At 53.1% G+C, this 19,141-nt stretch carries 15 protein-coding genes; 8 read left to right on the top strand and 7 right to left on the bottom strand.

Going from position 1 to position 19,141, the window contains the following annotated elements; all coding sequences use genetic code 11:
• On the top strand, positions 1 to 232 hold a 232-nt coding region (locus tag ACR0B3_RS21350; RefSeq protein ID WP_480810812.1), incomplete at its 5' end, for a hypothetical protein.
• 367 nt (positions 233 to 599) lie between these two features.
• Here ACR0B3_RS21350 and ACR0B3_RS21345 read toward each other — a convergent pair.
• Complete coding sequence (locus tag ACR0B3_RS21345) at positions 600 to 1,934, bottom strand: tetratricopeptide repeat protein (protein ID WP_480810811.1); 1,335 nt, start codon at positions 1,932 to 1,934, stop codon at positions 600 to 602.
• Positions 1,935 to 2,033: 99 nt separating this feature from the next.
• Between ACR0B3_RS21345 and ACR0B3_RS21340 the strand changes: the two genes are divergently transcribed.
• The 6 genes from ACR0B3_RS21340 (at position 2,034) to ACR0B3_RS21315 (ending at position 9,749) form a co-directional block, all read left to right on the top strand.
• Complete coding sequence (locus ACR0B3_RS21340) at positions 2,034 to 2,267, top strand: hypothetical protein (RefSeq protein ID WP_170684462.1); 234 nt, start codon at positions 2,034 to 2,036, stop codon at positions 2,265 to 2,267.
• A gap of 10 nt (positions 2,268 to 2,277) precedes the next feature.
• Entirely contained in the window at positions 2,278 to 3,750 is a 1,473-nt protein-coding gene (gene gntH, locus ACR0B3_RS21335; protein WP_170684460.1) for a guanitoxin biosynthesis MBL fold metallo-hydrolase GntH, read from the top strand.
• A gap of 4 nt (positions 3,751 to 3,754) precedes the next feature.
• Complete coding sequence (locus ACR0B3_RS21330) at positions 3,755 to 4,735, top strand: CobW family GTP-binding protein (RefSeq protein WP_480810810.1); 981 nt, start codon at positions 3,755 to 3,757, stop codon at positions 4,733 to 4,735.
• A gap of 165 nt (positions 4,736 to 4,900) precedes the next feature.
• Positions 4,901 to 5,698: a transporter family protein gene (locus ACR0B3_RS21325; protein ID WP_480810809.1), complete on the top strand. Its 798-nt coding sequence runs from the start codon at positions 4,901 to 4,903 to the stop codon at positions 5,696 to 5,698.
• A gap of 450 nt (positions 5,699 to 6,148) precedes the next feature.
• A complete protein-coding gene (locus ACR0B3_RS21320; RefSeq protein WP_480810808.1) occupies positions 6,149 to 7,381 on the top strand; it encodes an alpha/beta hydrolase family protein in 1,233 nt (410 codons plus the stop codon).
• A 556-nt stretch (positions 7,382 to 7,937) separates the two neighbouring features.
• Complete coding sequence (locus tag ACR0B3_RS21315; RefSeq protein ID WP_480810807.1) at positions 7,938 to 9,749, top strand: BCCT family transporter; 1,812 nt, start codon at positions 7,938 to 7,940, stop codon at positions 9,747 to 9,749.
• Positions 9,750 to 9,785: 36 nt separating this feature from the next.
• On the opposite strand, the gene ACR0B3_RS21310 is transcribed toward ACR0B3_RS21315, so the two are convergent.
• Positions 9,786 to 10,370 carry a TetR/AcrR family transcriptional regulator gene (locus ACR0B3_RS21310; RefSeq protein ID WP_480810806.1) on the bottom strand — a complete coding sequence of 195 codons (585 nt, stop codon included), beginning with the start codon at positions 10,368 to 10,370 and terminating at the stop codon, positions 9,786 to 9,788.
• Positions 10,371 to 10,558: 188 nt separating this feature from the next.
• On the opposite strand from ACR0B3_RS21310, the gene ACR0B3_RS21305 reads away from it, so the two are divergent.
• Positions 10,559 to 11,953, top strand: a complete 1,395-nt coding sequence (locus ACR0B3_RS21305) for an aminotransferase (RefSeq protein ID WP_480810805.1) — start codon at positions 10,559 to 10,561, stop codon at positions 11,951 to 11,953.
• Between the two features lie 33 nt (positions 11,954 to 11,986).
• Here the strand turns inward: ACR0B3_RS21305 and ACR0B3_RS21300 are convergent, their stop codons facing one another.
• The 5 genes from ACR0B3_RS21300 to ACR0B3_RS21280 form a co-directional block, all read right to left on the bottom strand.
• Positions 11,987 to 13,555: a trimethylamine methyltransferase family protein gene (locus ACR0B3_RS21300; RefSeq protein WP_480810804.1), complete on the bottom strand. Its 1,569-nt coding sequence runs from the start codon at positions 13,553 to 13,555 to the stop codon at positions 11,987 to 11,989.
• Positions 13,556 to 13,580: 25 nt separating this feature from the next.
• A complete protein-coding gene (locus ACR0B3_RS21295; protein WP_480810803.1) occupies positions 13,581 to 14,780 on the bottom strand; it encodes an aromatic ring-hydroxylating oxygenase subunit alpha in 1,200 nt (399 codons plus the stop codon).
• A gap of 8 nt (positions 14,781 to 14,788) precedes the next feature.
• Positions 14,789 to 16,855: an oxidoreductase gene (locus ACR0B3_RS21290; RefSeq protein WP_480810802.1), complete on the bottom strand. Its 2,067-nt coding sequence runs from the start codon at positions 16,853 to 16,855 to the stop codon at positions 14,789 to 14,791.
• A gap of 93 nt (positions 16,856 to 16,948) precedes the next feature.
• Positions 16,949 to 18,004, bottom strand: coding sequence for an extracellular solute-binding protein (locus tag ACR0B3_RS21285; protein ID WP_480810801.1), 1,056 nt, complete (start codon positions 18,002 to 18,004; stop codon positions 16,949 to 16,951).
• An 18-nt stretch (positions 18,005 to 18,022) separates the two neighbouring features.
• Positions 18,023 to 19,123, bottom strand: a complete 1,101-nt coding sequence (locus tag ACR0B3_RS21280; protein WP_480810800.1) for an ABC transporter ATP-binding protein — start codon at positions 19,121 to 19,123, stop codon at positions 18,023 to 18,025.
• Positions 19,124 to 19,141: the final 18 nt, after the last annotated feature.

The following is a 19,141-nucleotide window of genomic DNA, read 5'->3' as shown; positions in this document are numbered from 1 at the left end:
TTTTTCCTCCTCACACCCTACACAAAAATGGCACACGGCTTCTATCGGCTTGCTGCGCTGGTCCGAGACGCTCAACGAAAAAGAGATGTGTCCATGGTCCGTTAACGGCCCGTCGCGTCTGAGTGAGCAGAAAGAACATGCAATAGGATCAAGTATGATTGTGAAGAACTCTGCGTTGCAGCACTTCGAGTGGCGGTCAACGTCCGGAAATGCCAATATCGAAGGCATGTGACAGCAGATCGGGCGTTCAACGAGAGACCGGTGCAGATAACACCCAAACTGCGATGTGCAGGGGCTTTTATCTAAGGCCTTCCCTCCGAGAACCCAAAACCTGACACTTATGCGGGACGCGGCGAATGTCTCAAAGGAGCCCACTTTGACCGATGCTGCGCGATGCCCCAATTACAGCAATGCGCAGAAAGCAGACTTTGCAAAGTCGGCTGTATCCTCGACTTCTCGCATTCTGCGATGGCTTCCAATGCTGGAAAGCGTAGCGACCAAAACCAGTCATTCGAGTTCAATGACGCATTGTCATTCTAAATTTGACATTAAAGAGAGGAACTAGAAAATTTGCATCGGCAGTTTTGCTATGCATTTCATCAGTGACTACTCAGCGTATCCAGTATCGCTTGCCGCGTTGCGTCATCATTTTGGAAAATCCTATCGGCGAGAAACTCGGATGGAAACTCAGGCCACGTCCTGCGCATTTCGGCAACGAGCCGTCGTGCTTCTTCTGAATTTCCCAACTGATCGTGCGCAACCGCTTGGAATAAGAGCGAAGGAGCACTGACTGGCGCTCCGGCAGCTGGTGCTCCCTGAAAAGCTTCGACAACATTTTCGTAGTTCCCGAGCATAAGTTGCGACACGCCCCAGATGTTTCTTGCTCCAAACCTACCAGATCCTGATCTGGACCTCTCCGGATCGCTAACCTCGGCAGCAAGTTTCGGGGCGTTAGCCAAGATCGCAGTGATACCTGCAAGGTCGAGAATATGGCCATCCTTCGGCGCCAGATCGACGGCCATTCTTGCATATTTCAATGCTTCGTCTGGCTGGTTTTTGGCAGCCAGCACCCAACCATTTGCGCCGTTTGCCCACGCATCAGCGGGGGACAATTCAAGCGCTTTTACCGAAATTTTCGAGGCTTGATCGAAGAGATCATCCCTATTTGCTTCATCTAGTGACAACACCGCCAGGATCGCCAATACCTGCGCTGACCCGGCATAACCGTCAGACAGAGCCGGGTCGAGTTCCACAGCGTGCTGGAACATTCCTAATGCTATTTGCTGACGTTTGACATCAAAAACGGGAAAAAACATGCCGCGGGCTTGATCCGCAAGGTTGGCCGCCTGAAGTCTTGTCAACGATTGCTCTCCAAGCGCTACACGTTCCGCCTGTTCGATGGATCGAGTTGTTGGCACAACCTCCGAATTATCCTGGCTCATCCAGATGCCAAGCACAGCGACTAATGCAAGAACACCCAGTCCGGCTGGCAGCAGTTTAAGCGAACGCCGCCGCTCATCAGGCTCATCGCTGTTCCACGCACTTGATGTGCGGTCTTCAATTGGTGGTACGTATGAAAACCGCGGTTTGTATCCGCCGGGGTCAACAAAAATGCGAACTCCCTTGCCGTCCCAGTGATCTTCGTAGAACTGATGCAAAAGACGCCGCAGTCGCCTAGCCTCAACGCGAACCAGGTTTTGACCACCAGTACCATCTATGCGCCGCCCATAGACCTCAACAGCGATAGCTTTGCCTCGAATCTGAGTGCTTCGACCCGATAGGGATTCCTCGACTATGTAGGTAAGAAATTGCGTGAGTCGGGGTGAAGCTTGAAACCCGTCGCTTGATACAATTCGACTCAGAGCTTCTCGGACGAGCTTCGGAGAAGGCTGCTCAACATGTTGATTTATTGTCAAATCGTTGGATTTGTTCAATGTCAACTCACCCCCAACTCACGGTGACTCACTTGGCCTTTGCGGTCAACCGCACTCATCTTGATTTGAGAATAGATAGTGGGCGTCGGATTTTTTCCAGTGACGGTAGACCTGATCGCAGAAATTCCAGAACTTTCCGATGTGCTGTCGAGGCGCATCGAAACGGACGCGCTACTTGGCGAGATCATCGAAGACCTGAAGAAAGCATCTGCGTTTTCGAAAGACGCATCGATCACGGCCTCAGAGCGCGCCGAATGGGCCCACATCAAATCTGAACTCATCAACGAGCTCCGCCAGATGGTGGAGCGCAATCCGCGCAGCAATTCCAATTGAGGGCATAGCTATGACAAAAAAAGACAACGGCAAAGATCTTAAAAACGAGCCGAACCAGCAATCTGACGACATAGAAAACCCTTCCCGGCGGCACGTTATGCAGGGACTGGCAGCAGGTGCGGTCGCAACAGGCGCCGTTAGCTATGGTGCAGGCACCGCGCAAGCGCACCAAGTCGATGGACCACTCGGTGAAACCCTTAAAAACCCTTACGGCGGCAGACCTGCCGGGGGCATCACTTTGCCAGAGTATTTTCGCCCCACGAAATACATGACAGGCTCGAACGCGAACTATTTCCCACTTTCCGAGGACCTTGGGCCTGACGAGATGCGGATTTCATTCTGTGGCTCAACGCCATTTCCACCCCGTGAAGATCAGGCGGGGACCTGTATCATGGTTGAATTGGGTAATGGAAAACGGTTCTTCTTCGATTTCGGATCGGGCTGCGTTCGAAACATCATCGGGATGCAGGTTCCGGGTCAGTTGATCAATGACATCTTCATCACGCACCTGCATGTCGATCATTATGCAGACATCCCTTACATCTACCCGTTCCGTGCGTGGTCCGGAGGGTACACACCACTGCGCATACACGGCCCCTCTGGTCGGACGCCCGAACTTGGCACAGCCGGAATGGTCAAAGGCATGCAGCAGATGCTTAAATGGCATCTGGAGGCTTTCGACGTGTTCCCAATCGGGGACGGTTACGAGATCGACGTCAATGAATTCGATTTCCGTCAGGAAGGCGGCATTGTCTATGACGAAGACGGCGTCACGGTTCGGTCCTGGCCACGCAGCCATGCCAAGGACGGTGCGGTTGGCTATCGTCTGGATTGGAACGGCCTAAGCTTTGTTTGGACTGGCGATGGCCGCCCCGATGAACTGAGCCTTGAGTATGGCAAAGGCGTAGACGTGTTTGTCACCGAAATGTCTGGTCAGGATATCGGTCAGTTGATGACCTACAAATATGGTCTGCCACAAGAGCTGTTCAACTACACAATCGATACGCACCATACTTCGCACTATGCGGTTGGTAAGATGATGGCTGAGGCGCGCCCCCGGATTGCAATGGTGACTCACTATACGCAAGACGAGGATATCGATGCCGAGATGCTGGCGGGAATCCGAGCCCATTATGACGGGCTGTTTGCCTGGGGTTTGGATGTTGCAGTAGTCAACGTTACCAAGGATGCAATCTGGTATCGGAAGGCGACACTTCCAGGCAAATCCGGCTCGGTCGCACCGTTCCGCGAATTGGGCAAGATGGAAGCAGAAGGCAGGATCACGTTACCTGATGAAATCAAGCCGCCAGCACCGCGATCATCACGTGCTGAACAGCAGGACCAGAAATACCGCGATATGGAGATCGACCCTAAGGAATACTATCCGGCTGACGTATTCCGGGCCCCCGATCCTGAGTGGCCCAGCGACTTCGTCATCAAGGTTGATGACGTCATCCCGAACCGCAAGAAAAAAGCGGAGTAACGGCATGATCGAATTCGGTTCGACATCCGCAATCCCTGTTACAATCCTTACCGGCTTTCTTGGGGCCGGTAAGACAACCCTTTTGAACCGTATCCTGACAGGCAATCACGGGCTGCGGGTTGCGGTTCTGGTGAACGACTTTGGATCCATCAACGTCGATGCTGATCTCGTTGTTGGCCTTGAAGATGATGTGATGAGTTTAGCGAATGGTTGCGTTTGCTGCTCAATACGAGATGACCTGATCGAAACAGTGGAAGCCGTTCTCGCCCGGCCTGAGAAACCGGAATACATCGTCCTTGAAGCAAGCGGCGTGTCGGACCCATCGTCAATCGCGATGACGTTTACGGATCAACGGTTCCGGGACATGATCCGCTTGGACAGCCTTATGTGTCTTGTCGATGCGGAACAGCTATTTGCTGCGCCAGAACAAATGGAACTGAAGCTTCGTCAAATTGCGTTCTCGGACATGGTCATTTTGAACAAGGTTGATCTTGTCGACAGGGCCACAGTTCAGAAGGTGCACGACTGGCTTGGCTCGCGCTTCCGTCGCTATCGTCTTGTCGAAGCTGTAAACGCAGACGTCCCTCTGGACATACTTCTTTCAGTCGGTCGCTTTGCCGCCGAACAGCTCGAAACAGAAATACCCGATCATCACGTACATGGGCCAGATTGTGGTTGCCACCACTCTGATCACTCAGACAGCTTCTCAACAACTATGATGAAAGCTGAACGCCCAATAAGCCTGTCTTCCCTCCGGAGTGCAATTCGGAAGCTTCCCGGCGACGTTTATCGCCTCAAGGGTTTTGTTTTCAGCGAGGAGCATCCAGATCATCGCATTCTTGTTCAGGTGGTTGGAAAACGAATGGACATCGCACGGGATGGTGCTTGGGGTGATCGCAAACCCGAAACAAGGCTTGTCGCAATAGGCGCACCGGGGGCGCTCTCCGAGGATGTGCTTTCGGACACGCTTATGGAGACAGTCTGAAAGCCAGTTTCGTCCAAGTATTTTAGCTATAAGTCAACCAGGTTGGATAATTTCATCCAGTTCGGCGGTGGCGGACTGTGAGTGGGCCATTGACGTCATTGCCAATCTGGCGATCTCAAGTGCAAGCCACCCATGAGGAAACGGCCAGTTGAAAGGAGACCGCCTATGAAACTAAGGTTGCTACGCTGCTCAATACTTGCCGGGATTGGTGCCCTTTCTGGTTCTGCGTGGGCAGAGTCCCAGGAAGAAGAGCTAGCAAAGCAACTTGCTAATCCCGTGGCCGCTCTCATTAGCGTGCCATTCCAGCTGAACTATGATCAGAATTTAGGTGCCGACAGAAATGGTTCGCGTTGGATATTAAACGTACAACCGGTTGTTCCCTTTGATCTTACGGATGATTGGAACCTCATATCCCGAACAATTCTTCCAATTGCCTCCATAGATGGTGGCCTAGCGGGTTCCGGTTCCGAAACTGGGCTAGGAGATACTGTTCAAAGCTTATTTCTTTCGCCCAAAAAACCAAGTGCGGGCGGTTGGATCTGGGGGGCTGGACCCGTATTTCTGCTGCCGACGTCGACAGATAACAGCTTGGGTCTAGGAGAGTGGGGTGCTGGAGTTACCGGCGTGGCTCTCAAACAGCAGGGTCCTTGGACATATGGTGGCCTGACAAATCACATTTGGGACATTGATGGTGACGCCGACATTAACCAGACGTTCTTACAGCCATTTATTTCCTACACAAATTCGAACGCGTGGACGTTCACTTTAAACACTGAGTCCACCTACGACTGGGAAAACGATCAATGGTCTGTGCCAATCAACGGTGTTGTCACCAAAGTTACCCAACTCGGGGATCAACTTATCAGCGTAGGCGGGGGAGTACGCTATTGGGCCGACGGCCCCGATAGTGGGCCCGACGGTTGGGGCATGAGACTTGTAGCTACCTTGTTATTTCCCAAATAGTTGAGCTTTTCCTGGGAGAAAACCGCTTTCAGGATATAGGCATTACGCTGATGAAAGCGCACGGCAGTTTGTCCACATCTTGGAAGTCACCATGTTTGGATTTGAAAGTCCGCTTTGGGCTGAGACCGGTCCTCAACAACCATTGAGCCTATGGCAACTTTGTCCGCTCACCTGCCATTTTCCACCTGGCTCTGAATGTCTGGAATGCTCGGTTCGCGAGATGCTGCGCACGCAAAGAATAGAAGCCTAGTCGACGGCAGGTATGGGCTCGGAGCAGCTTGATTGGGTTCGCTGCGGAGAAAGTCGGCGGCGAGCCCAGAACCAACCGTGGATCTAAAGATGGCGAATGTCAGCTTCGGCATCTGAGATACAAATAGATACGTCCAGCACTGATAGTTTGTGCTTTATTTGAATCGACATTGATCGAACGGCAGTAGTTGGAAATCGGCCATGCGCATATTTTATACAATCGTCACTTTTGTAATTCTGGCAAATCAATCATTGGCAGAGGATGCGATTCTCATAGGGGATGCCCCGCTGCCCAACGACATCGAAATCAGCAAGCAAGCAGATTCTCCCTTCATTGGGATGTGGACAGGAAGATGGGACTCTTGGAGAAGCCACATACTTGTTGTGGAAAGCCGAGACGAAGATGGCTTGTTTAATGTTGTTTACTCGGTTGGACGAGGCCAGCTTGGCATTGGAAATTGGTTCCGTACCCAAGCCCGTCTGGTGGATGACACCCTAGTCTTTACCGATGAAGACTTTGCTGCACGGTACTCACTTTCGGGTGCAGGACGGCTTCGCGGAATTTATCCAACGGAGAAGCGCTTTGCCATATTGGAGCGACAAGCTTTCTCGGAAGTTCTGGCGATGCCGACTAGTGAATGGTTTGAGCCTGGAGAACGTAGCTTCCTAAAGACGGACCTTGGAGAAGACGGTGAGACAATCGAACTTGCGGTCGCAATATACAAGCCGATTGGTGATGGGCCGTTCCCGCTCGCTCTCGTTCATCATGGCTCAACAGGCTATGGTACTGACCCAAATTCATTTGAACGGTTCTTTGCCAACGACTGGTTTGCTGATGTTCTCAACACACGCGGCTGGATTGTCGCATTCCCGCAACGTCGTGGTCGCGGTGGTTCTGATGGTTTGTACGACGAGGGAATGGCCAAAGATCGGTCGCAAGGATACTCACCCGAGACGCAGCTATCATTGGCAGGTGCTGAACGTGCTTTAATTGATGCAAACGCTGCTTTGACAGCATTGCAACAACGGTCTGATGTGAGTTCAGGACCGATCCTTCTGACAGGGTACTCTCGCGGGGCCGTTGTCGCCCTCATGCAGGCCGGAAACGATCCGGAGAACACTGCGGGTGTCATCAATTACGTTGGAGGATGGATGGGCGAGGGCGTTGGTGACCCCGAAATCAACCCCACACTCTTTCGGCGTGTTGGAAACTTCGAAGGCCCGGTTTTGTCAATTTATGGTGAGAAAGACACATTTTACAGCATAGAGCACTCCCAGTCGAACCTTGCCGCGATGGAGGGAATGGGAGTCCAAAGCGAGGTCCATATCGTGTCTGTCCCAGGCCAACTTAATGGCCACTGGGTAATGTTTTGGCCACCTCTATGGGAGGAGATTGTCAACGACTACACCCGGCGTATCGAAAGCCGACGTTGATAATTACGCGACGAACAACCGGAAAGTCCGCCGACCTGCAATCCGAATCTGGGAATTGAATGTCCGGAATGAGGGGTTTGCGACTTGCTGCACGAGCGAAGCAATCAAAGTGCGATGAAGGCCTGGTAAGGGCTCGTTCACGGTAATGGATCAGTCGTGACGCGCAACTCAAAGTGATCAGATGTTTGTAAGCAACTGATCTCAGACTGGTTTCAATTTTCGTTGAGGGAAAGAAGTTTGACTTGGGGTGCCATCTGATGTCGATCATTTACATCGTCTCTGGTCCAACTGTGACAGTTGGTTCAGGTTCGTGTGACGTTCAACAGGGTGTCGTGCGACACATAGTTTTGCCATTGAACAATGGCTAAGCCTTTGATTTTGAGTCATTCAAAATTTCATAACCGCACAGGTTTTGCCATTTGCGACTCAAAGGTCTTCATCTCAGCTATCGCTTACGCAGCTACAGTCCTATTCTGTCTGAAAGTAATCTAGTCTGGAACCCAGCGACTGGCAGTGCGGCGTGCAAAGCAGTCAATTTATGCAAGACCGAGAAAACATGGCGCTTGAAGAACCTTTCACAGACCTCAAAATAAGGACTCAGCGGACTGGCTTTTACAAAGGGTATAGCCTGCCGATTGCTCTAGTCAGCAAACTCTCGGTTTCTCTGCTCGTTCTCTGGGCGCTGGTTTGGCCATTATCAGCGAACGATACACTGCGATCTTGGAAGTCAGGAATGCTGTCCGAGTTCAATACTTTCTACAACCTTTCCGTTGGATTATTTGTACTCTTCCTCTTCCTTGTCGCGCTCATTCCATCAACTGGCCGAATAAGGTTGGGCTTACAAGATGAGAAACCGGAATTTTCGAATTTCTCATGGTTTTCGATGATGTTTGGGGCGGGTCTGGGCGTGGGCCTAATGGTCTATGCAACCGCTGAACCACTTGGCCTTTGGGAAACCAATCCATTGACTATTTCCGGGGAAATCACACCCAAAAGCGAGGACGCAATTCAAGGAGCCTACCGCTATACATTTTTGCACACCGGATTTCACGCCTGGGCAATATACGTCGTCACCGGCCTTAGCCTTGCCTATTACGCCTTTACCAGAGGCATGCCGCTAACAATCCGCACCGCACTGACCCCATTGCTCGGAGAATACTCAAACGGTGTTGCAGGGCATGTGATCGATGTGCTCGGCGTCGTTGCGACAATACTCGGCGTGGCGGTAACGATCGGATATGGCGTTTCTCAATTAGTGGACGGTGCGTTTTTAATTACCGGTGCGAATTGGCTTGTGGAAAAACAAGCAACCAAAGTGATCCCGTCGACCGCCGGCCTGATTGCCGCGTTGATCGTTGTTATGATGATGTCGACACTGTCTGCCGTCTCTGGCGTGGGGCGCGGTGTCAAATACTTGTCAAATATTAATCTTCTTTTTTCACTGGTTTTGTTGGCGGTGTTCATTGCTTATGGCTCATTCGCGTTTGCGGCGACAACCTATGCTTCGGCGCTGATTGACTATATCAAAAACTTTTTCCCCCTGAGTTTCCAAGCTTTTCGACCAATTTCTGCCATCGAGTTTGCATCCGCCTTACCTGCAGAGGCGGCCCCCTTTGTCGGTGAGCTCTTCGCGGATGCAACTGATCCATGGGGAACAAAAGCAACCTTTCTTGATGGCTTAAGCAACGATACAGCCGGTCTTTCTGATGCGACCAAAACTGCAGTTTATGACGCGGGCACACGAGGTAGGCTGTTCGGATGGCAGGCCGGATGGACTACATTTTATTGGGCATGGTGGATCGCGTTTTCACCCTTTGTTGGCCTTTTCTTAGCACGCATCTCCAAAGGGCGAACTGTACGCGAATTCATATTTGGGGCGGTCATTGCCCCTTCCCTCGTGTGTTTTGCGTGGATGGCCATACTGGGCGGGGCCGCCATCGATTTGGAGCTAAATGGAGATGCAAATGGATCTATCCTCGCCGCTTCAACGACGGCAACACTGTTTGTCACCTTGGGGGAAATGATATCGGGCGACTTGCTCACGGTAGTGAGTGTCATGTGCGTGCTATTAACCATGACATTCCTTGTTACTTCCGCCGACTCTGGCATCCTTGTGATGAACACGATCATGTCCGGTGGGTCTGAAGACACCAGCCCGATTCATCGTATCCTGTGGGGCGTTCTTCTGGCCCTTGTCATTGGAACTCTGCTTGTCGCTGGCGGCGGCGGATTAGAGGCTTTGACCAATTCCATGATAATCGGCGCGCTGCCGTTCAGTGTCGTCTTGCTGCTCATGTGCGTCTCTCTGGCCAAAGCAATGATAAACGACCTGCGCCGATTGAACCGCGAAACCCGAACTGGTTTGTGATTAACCGTAGTACACTCTCAATCATTTTTGTCGCGGTCACATGTGAAACGGCTGTGTCACAAAGTGCTTCGGAAACATTGACTGCAATACATGCAGGCAAATCTTCAAAGCCTCCTCGGGATTGAAGATTTCTGAGTGCAAATGGTAGTCGGTCCAGAGTCCTTCCAGCAAAGCAATCAAAGCGTCTGTTGCAAGTTTGGCGTCGATGTCTTCGTACTCACCTTCACTCTCAATTTGCTTCAACAGGTCTTGGATCACCGCTCGGAAACCTTTGTCCCGCGAGTCGATGAAAGGAAAAATGTGTGGATTCGAGAGCGCTTCGGCCCGAAACGAAAACCAGATCGCAACGTCCCGTGCATTAAGGACCAACGGGTCGAAATCAGCCTTTATAATAGAGATCAGCTTGTCCGCAGGGCCAAACTCGGGGTTATCTGCGATTGCCTTCCATTGCCTTGCGTAGCGCGCTGATAGCTCCTCTGCCACGGCGAGCAGCAGCTTCTCCTTTGAGCCAAAGTGCAGGTTCACCATTCCCCGCGATAACCCTGACAGCTCCTGAATTCTTGCCGAGGTCGTTCCGCGAATTCCGAACTTATGGATTGCGTCTGCCGCCGCCTGGATCAACTGCTTTCGGTTCTGCAGCTTGCTCAGATCTCGTGCATTGGTTGGGATATCAGTCTCGGCAGAAATGTCTTTTTCCTTTGTTGAGGAACGCGCCTGTTACTTGTCGCATCTAGGGGAGCAGAAGTTCAAGGATTGACATTGTATGAATGTTTATTCATTTTGTGATAAGTGTTTCATACAGGTTCCAAATGACACTCTTGAACTCCGATTTTCAGTCTGTACGTGACTGGGACAACAAACACTTCCTGCACCCTTGGGAGGGGATGCCGTACCTCGGCCAAAATGAACGAACTTTTGCCGAAAGCGGTCTTGGTATCCACGTTGTGACGGAGGACGGAAAGCGCCTGATAGACGGGCCTGCCGGGATGTGGTGTGTTCAACTGGGCTATGGAAACACCGAGATTGCCGATGCGATGGCGCAGCAGGCGAAAGAGATGGCGTATTTTTCGCCCTTCAATAATGCCAACTCGGCTCCGGCCCGGTTGGCACATGAGATTGCCAAGAGAACCCCAGGTGACCTGAACCGCGTGTTCTTCACAACGGGTGGATCAACGGCCGTTGATAGCGCCATACGTTTTGTACAATTCCGTAACAACCTGCTGGGCAAACCTGAAAAGAAGATCGTGATCTCACGGCAGAAGGCCTATCACGGATCGACTTACCTGGCGGCCTCGGTTTCCGGAAAAGAGCGCGACAAAGGTTGGATGGATCAGGCCTCGGATCTTGCGCGTTTCCTACCGAATGTGAACCCGTATACGCGTCGCCCCGATCAGACGATCAATGATTTCCTGGACGAAAAAATTGCTGATCTGGAGAACACGATCCTGCAGACTGGAGCAGGCAAGGTCGCTGCTTTCATCGCTGAACCGATCTTGTGCTCTGGTGGCGTCATTGTGCCTCCACGGGGGTATCATCAGCGCTGCCTGGAAATCTGCCGGAAATACGATGTCCTGTATATTTCAGACGAGGTCGTAACCGGTTTTGGGCGGCTTGGACATTGGTTTGCTTCGGAAGATGTCTTTGGAATTCAACCCGACATAATCACCTGCGCCAAGGGCATGACGTCCGGGTATGTACCTATGGGGGCCTGTATCATCTCTGATCGGCTGATTGCAGAAGTGAGCGGAAACAACGGGCTAGAAGCTACTTTTTCAAACGGCTTCACATATTCGGGCCATCCAGTGAGTGCAGCAGCAGGTTTGAAAACCATCGAAATCATGGAGCGCGACGGCGTTCTGGAACATGTCCTTGCAATCACACCGTTGTTCGAAGAGCGTCTGCAGGCTCTGGCCGACTTGCCACTGGTCGGCGATGCGCGCGGTATGGGGCTGGTTGGTTGCGTTGAGTGCGTTGCGGATACCGAAGCAGACAATCTGTTGGACCTAGACAAGTCGGTTGGTGCGATGATTGATCACCATTGCCAGGAAAATGGGCTGATCTTGCGGCCCATCATAAACATGTGTGTGTTCTCCCCTCCGCTGATCATCACGGAGGGCGAGTTGAACGAGATGTTTGACATCCTTGAAAAAGGAATCCGGCTGGCAACCGACGACCTGACGCGCCAAGGCGTATTCAAAGCTTAGGCACAACCGCGCCCGCCCTACGCTCAGCGGCGCTTACCCAGCGCGCATTGCCTCGGGGGGCAATTTGATCGGGAACCTGGACCGAATCTCTTCGTCCACCTTGCTGCCAAAGTAGTTCGGATAGTGATTGGACAGAATGTCATCCACAACGGATCGGCTCCGTTCGAACATGTCCTGACGACCGGCTTTCTCCCAGGTATCTGTTAATTCTCGGTCCATCAGTGTCGGGTAGACGTACTCGGTTTCCATGTAGTGCAAGGTCTGCGCGTTACCGAGGAAATGACCCGGGTCGATTGCACAGTCGTGGATGACGTCGACCGAAAGCGTGTCGTCGTTCACTTCAATCCCGCGAAGCGTACGCGAGATCATGCCTGCAGCCTCGTTATCGATGACCATTGACTCAAAGCTACAGCCCATCAGGCTACCTAGCATTCCACCAAACTCGCACAACCTGTTGGCCCCGGCATGGGCCGCCAAAGCGAAAGTCAGCGCCTTTTCCAACCCATATTGCGCATCTGGAACTTTAGAATCCGTCATGCCACATCCGACGCTGGTCGGCAGATTGTAGAAATTGCCCATCTGGATGGCCGCAGCCGAAATCAACGCCTGTTCGCCGCTGCCGCCCGTAAACGAGCCGGTACGCAGGTCGGTGATAAATGGCCAAGCTGCAAAGACGACCGGTGTTCCCGGATTGATCAAATTGGCAATGGCAACACATGACAGCGTCTCGGCCACCGCCTGCGCCAACGTACCGGCCAACGGCGCAGGGGACGTAGCCCCAGCTTGCGGTGGGACGGCCAGATCGCAGACAAGCCCCATCTTCGCAGTATCAATCAGGATTTCCAGATTTTCCCGTCCGAATCTGAGCGGTGAAACAATGGGACAGCCACCGAAGATAACCGAGGGTTTTTCAAGGAATTTGCCTTCCCCGCCCGACGCCAGATCGAACAGATAGATCGCGTCCTGAATATGCTCGCGCGTACGGAACGTCAGGCAAGATGGCTTCTCGCTACCCGCCAAGATGGCGTAGAGCATGCTCATGTCGTGCTCGTAGTCCTGCGGTACATCCGTCGCCAGAACCGTGTCGCCGGTCATGTGAATGTTGTCGAGCCGGTCTACCAAACGGGTGAAATCGTAAATGTCCTTGAGTGTTGATGGCCGGTAACTGCGAGTCTCCGCGTTGAACGTTGTCACAGCAGTGCCGGAGTTTGCGTAATACACCTTGTCCTTGGTGCAGTGCATATCGTCCTTACCGGCCCGAGATCCGCGCGCATGGACATAAAACTCGCTGGCCGCCTTGGCCATAAGGTCTTCCATCAACGCGCGAGGGAAGCACAGCCTACCATGCTCGTTCACCGTCGCCCCTTTGGGCAGCACGAGATCAAGAACTTCCTGCGTTGGATCACCAACACCCGTACGCTCCAGAATGCTAAGGGCGGCCTCATGAATGCGCGACATGTCAGCGTCTGAAAGAGGCTTGTACCGCCCACCCGAAATGCCCGGCCAGATTGCTTGCGAAGCGACGTTTCTGGTTCGCACGGCGGCTCGTGCTTCACGCCCGCCCCCGCGCCGTCCTGATCTGCGTTTCGTTAACTCCGTCATAGTATTTCTCCGAATTCTGAGCGTGTCAGATCATGCTGAAGTAATTGCGATAGAAGCCTGGAATGCTCCATTCCATTTCGGACAGCGGTCCCGGCACGAAGTGGTGGGAGTTCACGCCTTCCTGATTGTGCCGGATGATCCGCTCGTCATCGAGCGAAGTGACGTGCCAGAGCCATGTCAACGCGTCCTTATCGTAGTCGCGACCCTCTTGAGCGTCGCCGCGCACATACCAGACGATCTGAATATCCGTTTCCTGCATCGCGTGTGGGACGAACCGGTAACCAACTACGTGATCTGCATAAACCAGGAAGTAGTTCAGTGTGCCGATCCCGAGATCTGTGGCACCGCCATCGTGACCTTTCAGTTCACCCAAAGGGGGCGCCAGAGGTGCTCCATCCTTGCTTCCGGTCACATAGCCGGGAAACAACGGATAGCGGCGCCAATAGACATCTGCACCCGGCGCGAGCGCGTTTTCTCCGGTCAGGTCTAGCTCCTCCAATGGAACTCCGACTTCTCCCATCCGCTCATGAAGAGCCCCGCCGAACTCCAGAACCTGAGCAGGATCCTTCAACGAATGACTGCGCGAATAGTCCTGATGAGACGGGGCGCAGTGATAGCATTCCAGGTAATTCTCCAACGCCAGTTTCCAATTTGCTGGAACCGGGTATGAGGCTTCATGAGCGACCTTAAGGTTTTCAAAGTCGAACGGTGTTGACAGTGGGGCCAACCGCTCCAACGCAGCATCTAGCGGCGGGGCGTCTTCAGCTGCGCAGACAAATATCAGGCCCTGGAATATCTTTACCTGAACCGGGAACAATCCGTATTGGCCCGGGTCGAAATCCGACCCCATTGATCGTCCGTTTCGTAACTTGCCGTTCAGGTCAAAAGTCCACGCATGATATGGGCAGATGAAATTGCGTGCCTTGCCTTTCCGTTCAATGCAAACCCGCGATCCCCGGTGGCGGCAAACGTTCAGATGCGCGTGCACCTCGCCCTCGCGATCCCGAACGATGATGATGGACTCGGGTCCATAGTCGAACAGGAAATAGTCCCCCGGTTCTGCGACTTGACTAACATGGCCAACCCAGATCCAGTTACGGTTCCAGAACGCGCCGATATCGTTCTCGTATACTGCCTGAGACGTATAGAAGTGACGGGGCAAGGCGAAGCCTTCCCGTTGCGCGTCCATCAAGTCGCGCATTACTTGCAAATCATCTTTGGGCATGGCGCACCTCACACAGGTTCAAGGGAAACGAGTTCCCGGCGGAAAAATTCGCGGTCGATGTCGTCTGCGTTGCGTTCGAAATTTCGGGCAACCATGTGACCCGAATACACAGCATCCGCGATCAAGCCAGGGTTGGCGGCATCTCCGATTAATTCCAACGTATTCAGCAAACCCGCATTCGTACCGCACAGCTCGTCGTAAAGGGTGGTTTCTCGCATTCGCTGTGTCACCAGCACGACGGAGCTGCATTCAATGGAATTCTCTCGTCCCGTGTAGACGCACTGCAATGTTACCTGACCGGGCGCGACATTGGCCAAGGTTTGGGACAGGTTCAGGTGAACGCCTTTTTCCATCAGACTTCGTTGCACTTTAGTCTGCTCCAACGTCAATTCGGTAAACGGCGAAACGAGTGAGGCCGGCGTTACAAAGAAAACCTCTCGTCCGGCCTGAGCCAAATGGTCCGCCAAAACTCCACCGAGATAGGCTTGATCATCATCGTAGACCACAATCGCGCCGTCCTGCGGCATGACCCCGACCATAATGTCATCCGGAGTGAAAACCTGAGAACCTGAAGCGATTGATACACCGTGGAATGCAGACTTCCCGCGCCCGTCTCGCCGCCATTTTGCGCCGGTTGCAACAAAGACGTTCGGAATACCCAGCTCGACGACCTCGCTAGCTGACAAACGGCTGTTGGTGAACAGTTGAACGTTCCCGCGTTGTTGCAGGTCGTAGATTCTGTGATCTGTCACGCGCTTCCAAGCGGATAGCCCGGTCAAGGCAGCTTCCTGCAACACACGGCCGCCGAACTCTTGCTTTGCTTCCGCCAGAGTTACCTCGTAGCCCCGCCGCGCCAATTGCATGGCACATTCAAGTCCGGCTGGTCCGCTGCCGACAACAAGCGCAGCTTCTTCTTTTACCCGACGCTCAATGATCTCAGGATGCCATTTCCTCCGCCACTCTTCGCCCATAGTCGGGTTTTGGGTGCAGCGTATGGGGACGCCGAGAGAGTCGGATGAAACACAGATATTACAACCGATGCATTCGCGGATTTCTTCGATGCGACCTTCCTTGATCTTATTGGGCAGAAACGGATCAGCGATGGACGGTCGCGCCGCGCCGATAAAATCAAGGATGCCCTTCCTGACCAGTGACGCCATCAAGTCCGGAGACGTAAGACGCCCGACCCCCACAACAGACTTGGAGGTCACTTGTTTCACGAACTCGATATATGAGGTCTGAAAGCCGTCGCGGGGCTCGAACCGGGTTGTTGCCGAGTCGTTGCTCCAGTCCGCCACGTTAACATCCCAAAGGTCTGGAAGCTCGGCCAACATTTCGACTACAGCACGGCCTTCTTCCTGCGCTTGCATACCGTCTGACCCGAGCATTTCATCAACAGCAAACCGCAAGGCAATGGCGCAATCATCTCCAACTTCTTCCTTGGTTTCTTCCAGAAGCTCGCGGGTCAGTCGCACCCGGTTCTCCAACGAGCCTCCATATTCATCCGTCCGATCATTGAACTGTGGCAGCAGAAAATGATGAGGCAAAGTCATGTGGTGCCCTGCATAGACATACACAATGTCGAACCCGGCTTCGCGCGAGCGCTTTGCAGCGGCACGGTGCCACTTGCGAAACTCACGAATATCCGACTTGTCCATGGCTCTGGCCTGTTTCGGGTATGGAGTCTGCAGGACAAGTTCTGATGGGGCCAGCAAGGGTGCACGTGTCAGGTGGTTTTGGGCATGGTGCCCGTTATGCGCCAATTGGATGGCCGCAAGCGATCCGTTCTCATGAATTGAGGTGGTTATTAGACGCAGTGCGGGTATATCCTGATCGTCCCAAATTCGGTTTTCAGAATAAGGAGACAAATCCGAAGTCGGATGAATCTCGGCCTCCTGAGTGGATACAACCGCCCAACCACCCTCGGCTTTCATCGCCCGCATGGCAGCTTCGGCCTGAGGTCGCAAATGACCCAAACCATTGCAGTGGGGCACCTGGTAGAACCGGTTTCGAGCCGTCACTGGCCCAATTTGAACCGGTTCGAAGAGTACAGAGTATCCTTCAGCGCCTGACATTGCCGCGCTTCCTCCAAGAAATTCGGAAATAGTTTGGTGGGAATGGAAGGGTTCCTACGTCCCCACCATTCCCGCTGTGTTGTATCGGCGTCCTTAGAAGCCAGCTTTGATGCGCTCGAACTCCTTCAACATCTTGGCTTCCAGCTCAGGGTTAACCGCGTCAAAAAACAGGCTGCCTTCAAAGAAGCTGTCCACATCCGAGAACCCGTAGGTTTCGATCAGTTCCCGGTCAGCTTGGGCAAACGCGTCTTCGTTGGAGTGGGCGTATCCCCAGCTTTCGATGATGTATTTACCGCTTGCGGCAGAGCTAAGCGCGTTCAGCATGTCATAGACTTGCTCATCCGACTGCTTGGCAGACTTCAGATGTACATATCCGCAAACCCAGGTTGCGATGCCCTTGTCCACATCACGCATCATAACTGCGGGGGTTTCGTTCCAGATCAGGTTCAGTTCCGATTGGTTCCATCCCCAACCCAGCGTGACCTCACCGCTGGCAATTGCCTGATCCAGCTGGCCAGCGTCAGACCAATAAAAGCGCACGTTCGGATGAATCTCGCGCAGGTAGTCTGCCGCCTTTTGGAATTCCTCGTCGCTCATATCGGTATAGCTGGAGGCGCCAGTTGCTAATGCCGCCATTGCAAAGGCGCTGGAAGCGGCGTCCGGAATGGCGACTTTGCCCTGATAGGCGGGATCGGCAAGCAATTGCAGCGAAACATCGTCAGCCGAAATCATATCGGTTCGATAGATAAGGCCAGTATTGCCCCATTCGAAAGGCACCATGTAGGTCTGCCCGTCGATGGTGATGCCATCGACCTCTTTGATCTTGGGCATCAGTTTGTCCCAATTCTCCAGCTTACTCGTGTCGATCGGCTTGATCATGTCTGCCGCTACCCATTTTCTCAGGGCGTCTGTGCAGGGGTGTGCCAAATCGGCTTCAAACCCAGACTGAAGCTTGGTGAACGCTTCTTCCACGCTACCAAAATAGGTGTAGCTGGGCGGGCCGCCGTACTTTTCGACATAGTCGCCGTAAAAGCCCTGATCCTCATATCCCGACCAGTCAAAAACGGTCAGATCAGCTGCGTTGGCCAAAGCCTGGCTGGCCATAAAGGTGGCAACCACTGCTGCCGTAGGTGATGCGGTTTTATTCATTTGTCTCCTCCCACAGATTCATGATTCACGTTTCCCCAGATCAATCACCGAGGCGCTTTGAACGCCAACCCAGACGGTATCGCCCCGGCTGTGATCGACTGTGTGAAAGTAGTTCGGCACTGCGACGGCGATGCTTTCGGGCAATCCGTCGATGCGCACATAATAGTGGACGCTCTCACCATAGAAGGCGACGTCCGATACCTCGCCTTGAACATAAGCGTCGTAGCCTTCCGGTTTTTCTGCGCTGATCTCCAATTGTTCGGGCCGAACGCCGACCAGAAGTTCCTTGTCATGCATCTGAACGTTTGGATTCACCCCAATCGTCATCTGCCCAAACCCCTGAACAGTTACCTCCAGCGTTTCAGAATTTTCAGCTGTTACCTTGGCATCCAGAAAGTTCATTCCACCGATGAAAGAAGCCACTTCCCGATTGCACGGTTGGGAATACAGAACTTCGGGCTTGTCGACCTGTTTGAGTTGCCCCGCAAACATGACACCGATGCGATCGGACATGGTCATCGCCTCGTATTGGTCATGTGTAACCATGACGAAGGTAACTCCAAGCTTTTGCTGCAGACGGCGCATTTCTAGCTGCATGGCTTCGCGCAGGTTCTTGTCCAGCGCGGAAAGAGGCTCATCCAACAGCAGCACTTTCGGCCGCATAACCAACGCACGAGCGAGTGCCACGCGTTGACGCTGACCGCCCGACAACTCATTGGCCTTGCGGCCCTGCAAGCCTCCAAGCTCAACCATCTCAAGCGCTTCGGCAACGCGCTCTTTGATTTCCTTGCGCGAGAGCTTTGTTTTACGCAAACCGAACCCGACATTGTCGCCAACATTCAGATGCGGAAAGATCGCGTAACTTTGAAACACCATATTGGTGGGGCGTTTGTTGGCAGGCACCTCGCCCATTATGCGCCCATCAATCCGGATCTCGCCCTCTTCGTGATCCTGAAACCCGGCGATGATGCGGAGGGCCGTGGTCTTGCCGCAGCCCGAAGGCCCAAGCAGCGAAAAAAACTCACCCTCTTTCAAGGTCAGGTTTAGATCGGACACAGCCACAAACGAGCCAAAGCGTTTTTCAACGTCCTGAATTTCGATGATGTTCTGTTCGCTCATCTTGTTAATTTCCTTTGG

The organism is Ruegeria sp. CE9 (genome assembly GCF_056537425.1).
The sequence above is the reverse complement of the archived record's forward strand: the minus strand, read 5'-3'. Positions and strand labels throughout refer to the sequence as shown.